This is a genomic window from Halomonas sp. E14 (assembly GCF_052568415.1).
This window is the reverse complement of record NZ_CP199423.1, coordinates 642,735-656,425: the sequence shown is the minus strand read 5'-3', so window position 1 is coordinate 656,425 and position 13,691 is coordinate 642,735. Positions and strand designations below refer to the sequence as shown.

The window sequence follows — 13,691 nt, the reverse complement described above, 5'->3', positions numbered from 1 at the left end:
GGGCGTTACCTCTCGGGCCCTGGCGTGCATCGAACAGGGCGATCAGAAGAAGAGATGCAGGCCATGGCCACTGGCCGCCATGAAGAACAGCAGCGGGATCGACAGGATGGTATTGGTGCGCGACGACAGGTAGGTGATGCGCGAGCAGCGCACCCGCTCCTCCATCGGCGCCGGCACGAAGCCCAGCACCTTCTTCTGGTGGGGCCACAGCACCAGCCACAGGTTGAGCAGCATCAGGGTGCCGATCCAGGCCCCCATGCCGATCACGGCATAGGGGCCCTGGAGCAACAGAGCATCGACCAGCCAGCCGCGGTACCACAGCATACCCATGCCGGACAGCCAGACGACGATGGAGGCATGGCGGAAGATGGCGTGCTCGCGCTGCATGCGCGCCTCGAGGGCCGCGCTGCGCTCGGTCTCGCTCGGCTCGCCGTTCAAGGGCGTGAAGGTGGGGTGTTTCACCACATTGGCATAGTTGTGGCCGATCCAGATCAGCGCGAAGAGCAGGTGCGCCCAGCGGAACACGAAGTCGAGCATTGCCATGCGCAGCCTCCTAGACCAGGGTCCGGACGAGCAGGAAGAGCACGCCGGTAAGGGCCAGCCCGGCGGCCAGGGTGCCGCCCAGGGAATCGTGCGGCAGCTTCATGTCACCTCCCGCCCCAGGGCGGCACCGCCCTGGCGTGCGATCAGCTCGCCGGCCGGGCGCTCCGCAGCCGTTGCCTGGCGCACCGCCTCCTGAATCAGATGGTGATGGGGCGACTTGCTGCAGGCGGGATCGGTGTTGGCGGCATCGCCGGTCAGCAGCATGGCCTGGCAGCGGCAGCCGCCGAAGTCCCGCTCCCGCTCGTCGCAGCTGCGGCAGGGCTCCTTCATCCACGCATCGCCGCGAAACATCTGGAACGCCGGCGACTCGCGCCACAGCCACGCCAGGCTATGCTCGCGCACGTTGGGGAATTGCAGCCCTTCGATCGAGCGCGCCTGGGAGCAGGGCAAGGCCGTGCCATCCGGGGCGATGGTCAGGTGAATCGCACCCCAGCCGTTCATACAGGCCTTGGGACGCCCCTCGTAGTAGTCGGGAATGACGAAGAAAATGGTCATGCTATCGCCCAGCCGCTGGCGCGCCAGGTTCACTTCCCGCTCGGCCCGTTCCAGTGCTTCGCGGGTCGGCAGCAGTTCGTCACGGTTGAGCAGCGCCCAGTTGTAGTACTGCACGTTGGCAAGCTCCAGGTACTCCACGCCCAGCTCGCTGGCCAGCGCGATGATTTCCGGTACCTGCGCAATGTTGTGCCGGGTGATCGGCACATTGAGCACCATGGGGAACCCCTGGGCCTTGATCTCCCGGGCAATGGCGAGCTTCCTGTCGAAACATTCCACACCCGCCAGGCGGTTCGCCGTGGCCGGGTCGCTCGACTGGAAACCCAGCTGGATATGCTTGAGACCCGCGGCCTTGAGCGCTTCCAGCCGCTTGGCGGTCAGCCCGATGCCGGAGGTGATCAGGTTGGTGTAGTAGCCCAGCCCGTTGGCCTCCGCCACCAGCGCCTCGAGATCCTTGCGCAGCGTGGGTTCACCCCCCGAAAAGCCGATCTGCATGGCGCCCATTTGGCGGGCATCGTGAATGACGCGCTTCCACTCGTCGGTGCTCAACTCCTTGTCGCGACCACGATCGAAATCGACCGGATTGCTGCAGAAGACGCACTTCAACGGACACTGGTAGGTAAGCTCCAATAGCACCCAGATGGGCTTGCCGTCGCCGTCAAGGCGCAAGGCGGATCCAGCCTTTGGCATGGGACACCTCCAGGAAATCGATGACGCCTTTGGCGATGAGATCACGCTCGGCAGCATAGTGGGATTGAAGCTCGTCAATCAGGACGTCCACCGTGGCTTCGCCATTGCAAAGCATGAGGATATTGGCGGCCGTATCATTCAGCTTCACCACCCCCTCGGGGTAGAGAAGCACATGGGCTTCCTGGGATTCTTCCCAACGAAAAAGGAAGGTAGGACTAATCATATAGCGATCGTGTATCGCCACCTTTGGCTGTGGAATCACACCCGCCTCCGTTGTTGTTATTGGCGAGAAGCCGGGAGCGACACGGGCCGCTCCCGGTCGGTATCAACTACCGAACGTAGACATAGGCCGTGACTTCAAATCCCAGCCGAAGGTCACAGAAAGCCGGCTCAACCCATTGCATGATTCACCTCCAATTGCGTGTGATTGTTCTACCCAGGTGTTGCCTATTGATACTAGAGAGGCATATGAAATGCATGTATAGCACTTTGGAAGGAAGCCGGACCTTCCTAGGTCTCAGGTACGTCGCTTTCCACGAAGAAGCAGCAAGGCAAGGCAGGCCCCACGGGCGGCGCAAGAACCGCTGCCGTTGGGGCCGAGAGTGGGGAGCATTACCTAGCGATAAGCGTGTGCGCTGATGAGCGCTGCGAAGCGCCAAACGCGAGATGCCGATCGTGCCATGACGATCGCTGCCATTTAGCGAGGCTGCCGCGGGGAACGGCGCCGCCGGCTACCAGCCCAGGCAGATCTTGCCGAAGTGGCGCCCCGCCTCCTCGTGGCGGAAGGCATCGGCGATCTCTTCCAGCGAGAAGGTGCTGTCGATGATCGGGCGCAGGCCGCTGGCCTCGATGCCGCGAATCATCTCCTGCTGGTGGGTTCGGCTGCCGACGATCAAGCCCTGAAGACGGGCCTGCTTGGCCATCAGCTTGGCGGTGGGAATCTCGCCGCCACGGCCGGTCAGCACGCCGATGAGCGAGATATGGCCGCCGATGCGCACCGCCTCGATCGACTGCGGCAGCGTGCCAGGCCCGCCGACCTCGATCACATGGTCGACGCCGCGCCCATCGGTGAGCGTCTTGACGCGACGGCCCCACTCGGGCTCGGCCCGGTAGTTGATGGTGTGATCGGCACCCAGCTGCTGCAGGCGAGCGATCTTTTCGTCGGAAGAAGAGGTGGCAATGACACGCGCACCCATCGCCTTGGCGAACTGCAGGGCGAAGATTGACACCCCCCCGGTGCCCAGCGTGAGGATGGTGTCCCCCGCCTTGAGCCCGGCATCGACCACCAGCGCCCGCCAGGCGGTAAGGCCCGCCGTGGTCAGGGTCGCCGCTTCGGCATGGCTGTAGCCGCGCGGCGCGTGGGTGAACCAGGTCGCCGGACGCACCACCCATTCGCAGGCGTAGCCGTCCACGCCGTCGCCCGGCGTGGTGCGGAAGTCGCCCACCCGTGCCGGGCCGTCGAGCCAGCCGGGGAAGAAGGTCGACACCACCGCATCGCCCGGCGCGAATTCATCCACGCCCTCGCCCACGGCCTCGACGTCGCCCGCGCCATCGGACATGGGAATGCGACCATCCGCCGCCGGAATCATGCCGGAGACGACACCGTAGTCATGAAAGTTGAGCGAGCTGGCCCGGATACGCACCCGGATCTCGCCGGGGCCGGGCGAACCTGGCTCGGCTCGGTCCGTCAGTTCGAGTCGCTCCAGCCCGCCCGGGCTGGGTACGGTCACCGCTTTCATTGCTTTCTCCTGTGGAGGAAACCCTCCTGAAACCTGGCACTCCTGGCACCCCCTGGCAACCCCAGCCGCCCGGGTGCGGGAAAACTTAATGAGCTTCATTGGGTCAAAGCATTTGTCGGCCAGCCCGAAAGCTGCCACCTTGAGCATGAGGCAGGACTTTCGCCGGGGCAGAAGGCGTCCCGGGGTCGCCCATTCACCACAGGAGGACATGCACATGGGAATCATAGAGACGCTGACCGTGGGCGTGGCCGCAGTGGCGCTGTTGGCCTTGGCGCACGCCATGCTCGGGAAACAGCGGCGTCCCGTCCGCAAGGAAGCGCGTATCGAAGAGCCTGAGCGCGGCCCCAGCCGGAATCGCCCGCGGCGCGATTGAGCGCCTTTGTCATCGAGTTCGCAGCAGCCCCCGCCACCCTAGGTGTCGGGGGCTGATTCGCAAGGGCTCCGCTCCTCGGGCGCCTCGACGAAGCCGGCCACCGTGGCCAACCCTTCATCGAAGGCGCCGGCGTCGGCGACCAGGCTAGCCGCAGAAAAGCGATCTTCCCGCATGCAGCAAAGCCTCGGGGGCCTCTCCCCAGGAAATGGCGCAAACCCCTTGTCGCTTGCCGCCACCAGCAGCGCTCCCAGCGAACCCTCGGCCAGTGCGAAGCGGATCTCGGCGCCTTGGCCGCCGGGCGACGACCCTCGCCATCGGCACCATGTCGCACTGAAGTGGCGCCCAGCGGTACAGTAAAGGCACCCATGTCTCAATGACACCTTCATCCTGACGGAGCCCTACATGGCAGGAAGACGAATCGTTGTAGTCGGTGGCGGCGCCGGCGGGCTGGAGCTGGTCACCCGCCTCGGCCGCCGACTGGGACGACGCGGCAAGGCGGAGATTACGCTGATCGACCGCAACCCCACCCATATCTGGAAGCCGCTGCTGCACGAGGTCGCCACCGGCGCGCTCGACTCCAGCATCGACGAGATTTCCTATCAGAGCCATGCCCAGCTCAACGGTTACCGCTTCCAGCGCGGCACCTTCGAAGGGCTCGACCGCGAGGCCCGCCAGCTGCGCCTGGCCCCGGTGCTCGACGACCACGGCGAAGAAGTGCTGCCGGCCCGCAGCCTGGACTATGACCTGCTAGTGCTGGCGCTGGGCAGCGTGAGCAACGACTTCGGCACCGCGGGGGTCGCCGATCATTGCCACTTCCTCGACAGCCCGGCCCAGGCCGAGGCCTTCCGCCACGACATGCTCAATACCTTCTTGCGCTACAGCGACCCCGAACGGCGAGAGCATCCGCACCTCACGGTGGGCATCGTCGGCGCCGGCGCCACCGGCGTAGAGCTTTCGGCGGAGCTCTACGACGCTTCGCGCATGCTGCACAGCTACGGCTTCACCGAAATGGACAGCCGCCACCTGGAGGTCCACCTGATCGAAGCGGCCCCTGATGTACTGCCGGCCCTGCCCGAGCGCATTCGCATTGCCGTGCGTACCGAGCTGGAACGACTCGGCGTGAAGGTGCACACCGCCACCCGGGTGGTACGCGTGGAGGAGCACGCCATCGTCACCGCCGACGAGAAGCGCATCGAAACGGACCTCAACGTCTGGGCCGCCGGGATCAAGGCGCCCAACGTGCTGCGCGACCTGGGGCTGAGCCTGGATCGCAACCAGCGCATCCAGGTGGAGCCGACCCTGCAGAGCGTCGACGACCCCGACATCTTCGTGCTCGGCGACTGCGCCAGCTGCCCCCAGCCGGACGGCAGCGTGGTACCGCCACGAGCGCAGGCCGCCCACCAGCAGGCCCAGCGGCTCTACAAGAACCTGCTTGCCCGGCTCGACAACGGCACCCTCAAGCCGTTCCGCTATCGTGACCGCGGCTCGCTCATCTCGCTGGCTCACTTCGAGGCGATCGGCAGCCTGATGCGCGGCGCCTCGGCGCGCAGCCTGTTCATCGAGGGGCGCCTGGCCAAGTTCTTCTACGCCTCGCTCTATCGTATGCACCAGCGCGCCATCCACGGCACGGCCAAGACAGCGTTGATCCTGCTCTCGGACGGGCTCAACCGCTTTATCCGCCCGCGCATGAAGCTGCATTGACCACCGGCTAAGCCTCCACTGCCCGGTGTCCACGATGCCGCCTGCCAGGGCAGCGTCCACCTGCAGGCGCGGGGCCGAAGCGGGTGGGTGAAGCCTAACCCAGCGATTATGTGCGACGAAGAAGCCACAACGACCCGACCGCTTGGCGGCCTGAACGCTTTCACCTCTCCCAGCGGCTCGTTCGTCTTACACCCTTTTCACGGCGAGGAACTCCCGAATGGTGACGCTGCTGCTGTTGGCCCTCGGCCTGGGGCTGTTGATCGTGGGGGCGGAGGGTCTGGTGCAAGGTGCGTCGCGCCTGGCGGCGCGATTGGGCATTCCGCCGCTGGTGATCGGGCTCACGGTGGTGGCTTTCGGCACCAGCGCACCGGAGCTCGTGGTCAGCCTCAAGGCCGCTCTGGACGGTCAGGCGGGCATCGCCATGGGCAACGTGGTGGGCAGCAATATCTTCAACGTGCTGTTCATTCTCGGCGTCTCGGCGCTGATCGTGCCGCTGGCGGTGGCCCAGCAGCTGATCCGCCTGGATATTCCGCTGATGATCGTGCTTTCCCTGGCGGTGCTGGTGATGACACTGGACGGCAGCGTCGGCCGGCTCGACGGTGGGCTGCTGGTCCTTGGCCTGGTGGTCTACACCGTCTTCCTGCTTTGGCAGGGTAAACGCCAGGCGGCCAGCGACGCGCCGGCAGCCGACCGCGAGGCCCTGGCCCGCCCCGGATGGCATGACGCACTCTACGTCCTCGGTGGGCTTGCCATGCTGGTGGCCGGCTCACGCCTGTTCGTCGACTCGGCCGTGACCATGGCCGGCTGGTTCGGGGTCAGCGATCAGGTGATCGGGCTGACCCTGGTGGCGGCAGGCACCTCGCTACCCGAGGTCGTGACCTCGATCGTTGCGGCCCTGCGCGGCCAGCGCGACATCGCCGTGGGCAACGTAGTGGGCAGCAACATCTTCAACCTGCTCGGCGTGCTGGGCATCACCGCCCTGATCGCCCCTGCCGGCATCGCCGTGACCCAGGCCATGCTCAGCCTCGACCTGCCGGTGATGGTCGCGGTGGCCGCCGCCTGTCTGCCGATCTGCTTCACCGCCAGCGCCATCGATCGCTGGGAAGGGGCCGTGCTGCTGGGTTACTACGTGGCCTACACCGCCTACCTGGTACTGGCTGCCACCCACCACGACGCGCTGGCCGGTTTCAGTGCCCTGATGCTCTATTTCGTGCTGCCGATCACCGCCCTGACCCTGGCCGTGCTGGTCCTGCCCGAGCTGCGCCGAAGAGCCAACGAGTAGCGCCTGAGGCTCAGCCCAGCATGTCCATGGCCGGCTTGGGGGAGACGCCCTGGGCCAGGGCCGCCTCCCGCTCGACGGCCTTGGCCCGCTGGAAGGCCTCCCGCGCCTGCAGGCGCTGCCAATAGGCCGCCACGGCGGGCTTGAAGCGCTCGTCCAGGCCGATGTAGCTGGCCAGCAGCAGCGCATAGCCCACCGACACGTCGGCCGCGGTGAAGCGCCCGGCACAGACGAACGCTTCACGCTCCAGGTGCGGCTCCAGGGTACGCAGGCGGGAGAGGAACCAGCGTGAGTAGTCCTCCACCACCTGGGGCGAACGGCGCTCCTCGGGCTCGAACCGGCCGTAGCGCAGCACCAGGGTCTGGGGAAAGGTCAGCGTCGCTTCGCCGAAGTGCAGGAAGTTGAGGTAGTCGCCGTAGGCGGGGTCGTCCGGCGTTACCGCGAGGCCCGCCTGGGGATGGCGACCGGCGAGATACTGGCAGATGGCCGCCGATTCGGTCATCGTCACCCTGTCGTCGAACAGCGCCGGCACCGTTCCCAGCGGATTGATCTCGAGAAAGGCTTCGTCGCGTACCCGGGGCGGAAAGTCGTGCATCACCAGCTCATAGGGCACACCAATCTCTTCGAGCAACCACAGGGGACGAAACGAGCGGGCGCTAATGCAGTGATGGAGTGTGATCATGGCGGCCTCCGGTCTGTCCTTGAACGTGTTGGCTTACGGGCACGAAGCGGCTGCGCGATGCTGAGCCGCCACTGCCAGGGAGCCTTGCTGATCGGCACGTCAAACGCTCGAGAGTCCCGATAGCTCAGCAGGTCAGGCCCAGGGTAACGACCTTCCTCACAGCACCCCTTTCCGTCGTTCTGAAGGGAATGTCATGAGACTAGTTCAACATTCCGGCGGAAGGGCAACCCGGAACACTCGGCCGACCCCAACACCTCGCGGAGCTAGCTCCCCTCCCAAGCATGGCGCCTGCCCCGGATGTGGCCTAGCTTTAAGCCATTCCCGCAAGCGGACCCGATCTTCTCGCCCTTGACCACAGGTAACGCCATGGATGTGCATACCTCACGAGGAGCGGCCGGCTGGGCCGTCACCGTTCTCGCCTATGCTCTGCTGCTGCTCGGCCTGGCCATGTCGCTGGGTGGCGCCTACCTGCTCTACCTCGGCGGTACGTTCTACTTTCTCCTGGCCGGCATCGGCACGCTGGTGGCTGCCGTCATGCTCAAGCTGGGCTTGCCAGCGGGGGCGTGGGTCTATGCCGCTACCGTGGCAGGCACCTTCCTCTGGTCGCTGTGGGAAATTGCCATGAAGGGCTGGATGCCGGTCTGGCACATCGACCTGATGGCACGCACCGGCCTCATGGCCGGGCTGCTGGCTGTCGCCCTGCTGTTATTGCCGGTGCTGTACCGCCGCGGCTATTACCAGCCCGCCCTGCCCTATGCCGGCCCGCTGCTCGGCGTGCTGATCCTCGTCGGCTATGCCGGAGCGGTGCTGTGGCTCGTCGTCGACTCCGGCCCCGACGCCCCCACCACGGCAGCGGCCGAGGAGATCCGTCAGCCGAGTGCCCCGGACGACACCGACTGGGTTGCCTACGGGGGTACCAATCTGGCCCAGCGCTTCTCGCCGGCCGACCAGATCACGCCGCACAACGCCGATCGGCTGGAGGTGGCCTGGGAGTTCAATACCGGCGACGAGCCGCCCAGCGATGCCGCCCCCTACGCCTTCCAGAATACGCCGCTGAAGATCGGCAACAGCCTTTACGTCTGCACCCAGAGCAACCAGGTCTTCGCCCTCGACCCCGGCACGGGCGAGCCGCAGTGGCACTTCGACCCGCAAGTGGCGGTGGAGGCCCAGGAGCACGTGTTCTCGACCGCCTGCCGCTCGGTGGCTTATTTCGAGGCTCCCGAGCCAGTCGAGGAGTGCCCTCGTCGCCTGCTGCTGGGCACGCTGGACGGCCGCCTGATGGCACTGGACGCCGAAGACGGCTCGCTGTGCAGCGGCTTCGGTGACGACGGCACGGTGGATCTCAACGACCGCATGGACCCGCAGGCGCTGGGACTGCTCTCCAACACCTCGGGGCCGATCGTGGTGAACGGCATCGTCGTGGTGGGCCACCAGGTCACCGACAACCAGCGCCGCGACGCGCCCTCCGGCGCCGTACGTGCCTACGACGCCATCAGCGGCGAATGGCAGTGGACCTGGGACTCGGTATGGACCACACCGGACCGGCAGCCGCCCGAAGACGAGGTCTACCCGCGCGGCACGCCCAACGTGTGGACCGCGATCTCCGCGGACGAAGAGCTGGGGCTGGTCTACCTGCCCACCGGCAACCCCGCCAATGACCAGTACGGCGGCGACCGCAGCCCCGAGGAGGAGGAGTTCACCTCGACGCTGGTGGCGGTGGAGGTCGACAGCGGTGAAGTGCGCTGGAAATTCACCACGGTGCTCCACGACCTGTGGGACTACGACCTCGGCGCCCAGCCCGCGCTGATCGACTTTCCCACCGACGACGGGCCCCGTCCCGCCGTGGTTCAGGCGACCAAGTACGGCCAGGTGTTCGTCTTCGACCGGGAGACCGGTGAGCCCCTGCTGCCCATCGAGGAGCGCCCGGCCCCCCAGGGCGCCATCGAGGGCGACTGGACCGCCGAGGTGCAGCGCTTCTCTCCACAGATGCCGAACTTCGGCTCGATACCCGGCCAGGAGGTCGAGCATTTCACCGGCGCCCACACCTGGGGCGCCACCCCCATCGACCACCTCTACTGCCGGATTCAGTTCGAGCGCATGCGCTACGAAGGCATGTTCACTCCCCCGACCCTCGACCATCCCGGCGGCATGCTACAGTTCCCGGGCATTCTCGGTGGCATCAACTGGGGTAGCGCCGCCTTCGATCTCGACAACGGTCTGATGATCGTCAACAACAACCGCATGCCGTCACGGGTGGTGCTCTACCCGCGCGAGGAAGCCGACGAGATGGAGAACATCGCCCCCATCGGCGAAGAGGATGCCAGCTATATCGATCAGGAAGCACAGCCCATGCTCGGCGCCCCGGTGGCGGCGCAGCGTGGCGCCTGGCTCTCGCCGCTGGACATGCCCTGTGCCGCGCCGCCCTGGGGCTTTCTCAGCGCCACCGATCTCGCCACCGGCGAACTGGTCTGGTCCCGGCCGATCGGCACCAGCTTCGACCAGGGCCCCTGGGGCATTCCCACGCGACTCAAGATGACCGTCGGCGCGCCCACCAGCGCGGGGCCGGTCACCACCGCCGGCGGCGTGACCTTCATCGGCGCCACCATGGACGACTACATCCGCGCTTTTGACAACACCAGCGGCGACATGCTGTGGGAGGCACGCCTGCCCGCCGGCGGCCAGGCAACGCCGTTGACCTACATGCACGAGGGGCGTCAGTACGTAGTGATCGCCGCGGGCGGTGCCTTTCAGGCCGAGACCAGCCTGGGCGACAGCGTGATGGCCTACGCCCTGCCCGAGTGAGCCACCCGGCGCAGGCATCGGCGAAGGGCCGCTTCGGCATCTACCGCCCCTTGGGTGCCGCCCGGCAATGCAGGGAGAAAGCCACCTCCCTACGCGAAGCGATGCGGGTACTGGAGGCGCACTCCCAGAAGATCGCCTCCCTGCTGGGAGAGATCGACGACATCACCTTCCAGACCAACCTGCTGGCACTCAATGCTTCGGTCGAGGCGGCACGGGCCGGCGAGCATGGGCGCGGCTTCGCGGTAGTTGCCAGCGAAGTGCGCACCTTGGCGAGCCGCACCAGCGAGACGGCCGGTCGCATTCGTGAACGAGTGCAGCAAACCGGCGACAGCGTGCGCCAGGATGTGCAGTAGACCCAAGATGTAGACGGCACCATACAGCAGATGCTGACCACGCTTCGTGACGTGGCCTCCTGCCTGGCCGACATTGAAGGCTGCCGGGCATGCCGCGCTCCGCTGCCCTGACGGCTCCCCTCGCGGCGTAACGTGCGGCGCCCGGCAGCATCAGCTGCCGGGTGACCCGCTTGCGCTGCGCACCCAGCGTTCCAGGTCGGCCACCTCCAGGGGGCGTGAGATCAAGAACCCCTGGGCTTCGTGGCAGCCAAGCGCTGCCAGATAGTCGTAGGTCTGCCGGGTTTCCACGCCTTCGGCCACCACGCGATAGCCCAGGCTGTTGGCCATGCTCAGCATTGCCTCGACCATGGTGCGGCTGCGGGCGGAGTCGTCCAGTCCCTTGACGAAGGAGCGGTCGATCTTGACGACGTCGGCGGGAATCTCCTGCAGGTAGGCCAGGCTACTGTAACCGGTGCCAAAATCGTCGATCGCGATGCCGATGCCTGCCTCGATCAGCCGATCGAGCTGCTGCGAGGCGGCACGCCCCTGGCCGAATAGCGCCGTTTCCGTCAGCTCCAGCTCGATGGCCGAGGCGGGCAGGCCAGCCTGCCGAATCTGGGCCAGCACCCGCTCGGCGAAATCCTCCTCCTCCAGGTTGCAGGCCGAGACGTTGAGCGAGACGCCGATGGTCAGCCCCTGACACCGCCAGGCCCGAGCCTGCTCGATAGCCTTGGTCACCACCCAGGCCGTCAGCGGGCGAGCCAGCGGCGTATTTTCGATCAGCGGAATGAACTCGGCAGGGGAAACCTCGCCGAGCTTGGGGTGGTGCCAGCGCAGCAGGGCTTCCACCCCGAGGCAGCGGTGAGTGCTCAGCTCGACGCGGGGCTGATAGACCAGGCGCAGTTGATCGGCAGCGTTAAGCGCATCGCGAAAGTCCGACAGCAGCAGGAAGCGGCGCCGATGGGCGGCATCCATTGCCTGGGAGTAGATCCCGGCGCCGGCCTCGGTCTGGCGGGCATCCAGGCAGGCGCTGTGGGCGGTTCGCAACACGTCCGCCGCACGATCCCTGCCCAGGCGTAGCGGTGCGATCCCCACCGCGGGACGCACCAGAATCGGCGAGTCGCGCAGCAGTTCCAGCGACAGCAGGGTTTCGCGCAGGTGCAGCGCCCCTTCGATCAGCGCGTCATCGCTGCAGACCTCCACCAGATGGACGAACTGGCCGGGCCCCACCGAGTAGAGTCGGTTCTCCCCGCCCAGTGCCTGCTGCAGCCCGCGCCCGGCCAGCCGCGCAAACTCATCGACGTAGCTCGGTCCCATGACACGGTGCAAGGTGCTGACCTCGTTGATGTCGAGCACCTCGGTGAAGATCGCACAGCGGCTTTCGCCGGGCGCATCGCGGCTCAGATCGTCGAGGTCCTCGGCGAACTGGCTGCGGTTGGGCAGCCCACTGAGCGGGTCAATCCTGCCGAAAGCATGCTGCAGTTCGACCTGGGCCATGACCATGGCGGCCATGTCCTGTAGCACCCGCAACTCCTCCTCGCCGATCTTTCGCGGCTGGGTGTCGAGCACGCACATGGCGCCCAGGGTATAGCCATCCTGTGTCCGCAGCGGGGCCCCGGCATAAAAGCGAATGCCGGACTGGGCCAGCAGGCTGTCGTGATAGGTCGGGGACTCAAGCAGGTCCGGCACCACCAGCACTTCGGACTCGTCCGCCACTTCGCCGCAGCAGGCCTTGTAGCGGGGAATCTCCCAGTGATCGACGCCGACACGCGACTTGAACCACTGGCGATCGGCGTCGGTCAGCGAAACGGCGGCGATCGGCATGTCGAAAAACTTGCTGGCCATGCGCGTGATGCGATCAAAGCTCTCGCTGGGAGGCGTGTCCAGAAGATTGAGCTGGCGCAGCGCATAGAGCCGCGCCTGCTCATAATCGAGATCGTGAACGTCGTTATGCATCGAAGGGTCCCCTGCCGATTTTGCGCCAGCACTTAACCATGGGCCACCGCCCCGGCCTAATCAACCTTCCCAATGGGAGCCATAATTGGCGGGAGGCTGACCTGGGCCGCCGGCTCAACGCTCCCGCTGGGACTCCTGCCACTCCTCGGCGGCCTCCTCCACGCCGGGTTCGTCGCTGCGGTTGCGCCTCCCCTGGCGGTAGGCTTCTTCCTCGCGCACGTCGTCGATCACGCTCATCAGCTCGTTCACGTCCACGGTGCCGGTGTCGTGCTCGAAGCAGCCGGTCAACGGGCTCTCCGGGTGCAGTTCGCCGGCTTCGTAGAGCGCCCAGATCTCCTTGCCGTAGTCGGTGCCGAGCAGCTCCGGGGCGAAGCGCCCGAAGTAGCGACGCATGTTGTCCACGTCGCGCTCGAACATCCACTCGGCGCTGTTGTTGCCGGCGGCGTCCACCGCCTGGGGCAGGTCGATGATCACCGGGCCGTCGGTGGCCAGCAGCACGTTGAACTCGGAGAGATCGCCGTGCACCAGGCCGGCGCACAGCATCTTGACCACGTCGCGCAGGATCTTGGCGTAGTACTCGCGGGCCTGTTCGGGGTTCAGGGTCACGTCGTCCAGGCGCGGGGCGGTCAGGCCCTCGGCATCGCTGATCATCTCCATCAGCAGCACGCCGTCGATGAAGCCGTAGGGCTGCGGCACCCGCACGTCCGCCGCCGCCAGCCGGTAGAGGGCATCGACCTCGGCGTTGAGCCAGGCCTGCTCCTGCTCCTTCTGGCCGTAGCGGGTCTTCTTGGCCATGGCCCGCGAGCGGCGGCTGTTGCGCTCGCGGCGCCCCTCCTGGTACTGCACCGCCTGCTTGAAGCTGCGCTGCTTGGCCTCCTTGAAGACCTTGGCACAGCGCCGCTCGCCGTGGGAAATCACCACGAAGACCTGGGCCTCCTTGCCGCTCATCAGCTGGCTCTCGACTGCGTCGACCAAGCCATCGTCGATCAGCGGCTGCAATCGTTTAGGTACCTTCACCTATCCTCCTACTGGTCAAAGCGGC

The 13,691-nt window shown here is 66.4% G+C and carries 13 protein-coding genes and 1 pseudogene; 5 read left to right on the top strand and 9 right to left on the bottom strand.

Annotated elements, in window-relative coordinates; genetic code table 11:
- Window positions 1–42: 42 nt before the first annotated feature.
- The 5 genes from ACT7B3_RS03005 to ACT7B3_RS02985 form a co-directional block, all read right to left on the bottom strand.
- Window positions 43–543 carry a urate hydroxylase PuuD gene (locus ACT7B3_RS03005; RefSeq protein ID WP_444678416.1) on the bottom strand — a complete coding sequence of 167 codons (501 nt, stop codon included), beginning with the start codon at window positions 541–543 and terminating at the stop codon, window positions 43–45.
- 99 nt (window positions 544–642) lie between these two features.
- On the bottom strand, window positions 643–1,785 hold the full coding sequence (gene pqqE / locus ACT7B3_RS03000) for a pyrroloquinoline quinone biosynthesis protein PqqE (protein WP_445156806.1): 1,143 nt from the start codon (window positions 1,783–1,785) through the stop codon (window positions 643–645).
- Window positions 1,754–2,008, bottom strand: a complete 255-nt coding sequence (gene pqqD / locus ACT7B3_RS02995) for a pyrroloquinoline quinone biosynthesis peptide chaperone PqqD (protein ID WP_444678417.1) — start codon at window positions 2,006–2,008, stop codon at window positions 1,754–1,756. Before pqqD ends, pqqE begins: the two co-directional genes overlap by 32 nt.
- Before the next feature lie 106 nt (window positions 2,009–2,114).
- Window positions 2,115–2,189 carry a pyrroloquinoline quinone precursor peptide PqqA gene (pqqA, locus tag ACT7B3_RS02990; protein WP_444679379.1) on the bottom strand — a complete coding sequence of 25 codons (75 nt, stop codon included), beginning with the start codon at window positions 2,187–2,189 and terminating at the stop codon, window positions 2,115–2,117.
- Window positions 2,190–2,516: 327 nt separating this feature from the next.
- Window positions 2,517–3,524 (bottom strand): zinc-dependent alcohol dehydrogenase family protein, encoded by a 1,008-nt coding sequence (locus ACT7B3_RS02985; protein WP_445156805.1) that lies wholly within the window; start codon window positions 3,522–3,524, stop codon window positions 2,517–2,519.
- 214 nt (window positions 3,525–3,738) lie between these two features.
- Between ACT7B3_RS02985 and ACT7B3_RS02980 the strand changes: the two genes are divergently transcribed.
- Window positions 3,739–3,897, top strand: a complete 159-nt coding sequence (locus ACT7B3_RS02980; protein ID WP_444678418.1) for a hypothetical protein — start codon at window positions 3,739–3,741, stop codon at window positions 3,895–3,897.
- 38 nt (window positions 3,898–3,935) lie between these two features.
- Here ACT7B3_RS02980 and ACT7B3_RS02975 read toward each other — a convergent pair whose 3' ends face one another.
- The gene (locus ACT7B3_RS02975) at window positions 3,936–4,070 is read right to left on the bottom strand and encodes a hypothetical protein (RefSeq protein ID WP_445156804.1); all 135 of its coding nucleotides are present in this window, start codon (window positions 4,068–4,070) and stop codon (window positions 3,936–3,938) included.
- A gap of 229 nt (window positions 4,071–4,299) precedes the next feature.
- Here ACT7B3_RS02975 and ACT7B3_RS02970 point away from each other — a divergent pair, with 229 nt between their 5' ends.
- A complete protein-coding gene (locus ACT7B3_RS02970; RefSeq protein ID WP_445156803.1) occupies window positions 4,300–5,598 on the top strand; it encodes an NAD(P)/FAD-dependent oxidoreductase in 1,299 nt (432 codons plus the stop codon).
- 217 nt (window positions 5,599–5,815) lie between these two features.
- The gene (locus ACT7B3_RS02965; protein ID WP_445156802.1) at window positions 5,816–6,880 is read left to right on the top strand and encodes a calcium/sodium antiporter; all 1,065 of its coding nucleotides are present in this window, start codon (window positions 5,816–5,818) and stop codon (window positions 6,878–6,880) included.
- Window positions 6,881–6,890: 10 nt separating this feature from the next.
- Here ACT7B3_RS02965 and ACT7B3_RS02960 read toward each other — a convergent pair whose 3' ends face one another.
- Window positions 6,891–7,559, bottom strand: a complete 669-nt coding sequence (locus ACT7B3_RS02960) for a glutathione S-transferase family protein (RefSeq protein ID WP_445156801.1) — start codon at window positions 7,557–7,559, stop codon at window positions 6,891–6,893.
- A gap of 366 nt (window positions 7,560–7,925) precedes the next feature.
- Here ACT7B3_RS02960 and ACT7B3_RS02955 point away from each other — a divergent pair, with 366 nt between their 5' ends.
- Both ACT7B3_RS02955 and ACT7B3_RS02950 read left to right on the top strand, forming a co-directional pair.
- The gene (locus ACT7B3_RS02955) at window positions 7,926–10,361 is read left to right on the top strand and encodes a membrane-bound PQQ-dependent dehydrogenase, glucose/quinate/shikimate family (protein WP_445156800.1); all 2,436 of its coding nucleotides are present in this window, start codon (window positions 7,926–7,928) and stop codon (window positions 10,359–10,361) included.
- A 59-nt stretch (window positions 10,362–10,420) separates the two neighbouring features.
- Window positions 10,421–10,640: pseudogene (locus tag ACT7B3_RS02950) on the top strand (methyl-accepting chemotaxis protein); the annotation flags it as partial.
- Between the two features lie 224 nt (window positions 10,641–10,864).
- Here ACT7B3_RS02950 and ACT7B3_RS02945 read toward each other — a convergent pair.
- Both ACT7B3_RS02945 and ACT7B3_RS02940 read right to left on the bottom strand, forming a co-directional pair.
- Complete coding sequence (locus ACT7B3_RS02945; protein WP_444678424.1) at window positions 10,865–12,649, bottom strand: sensor domain-containing phosphodiesterase; 1,785 nt, start codon at window positions 12,647–12,649, stop codon at window positions 10,865–10,867.
- 114 nt (window positions 12,650–12,763) lie between these two features.
- A complete protein-coding gene (locus tag ACT7B3_RS02940; RefSeq protein ID WP_445156799.1) occupies window positions 12,764–13,666 on the bottom strand; it encodes a PA4780 family RIO1-like protein kinase in 903 nt (300 codons plus the stop codon).
- Between the last annotated feature and the right edge of the window lie 25 nt (window positions 13,667–13,691).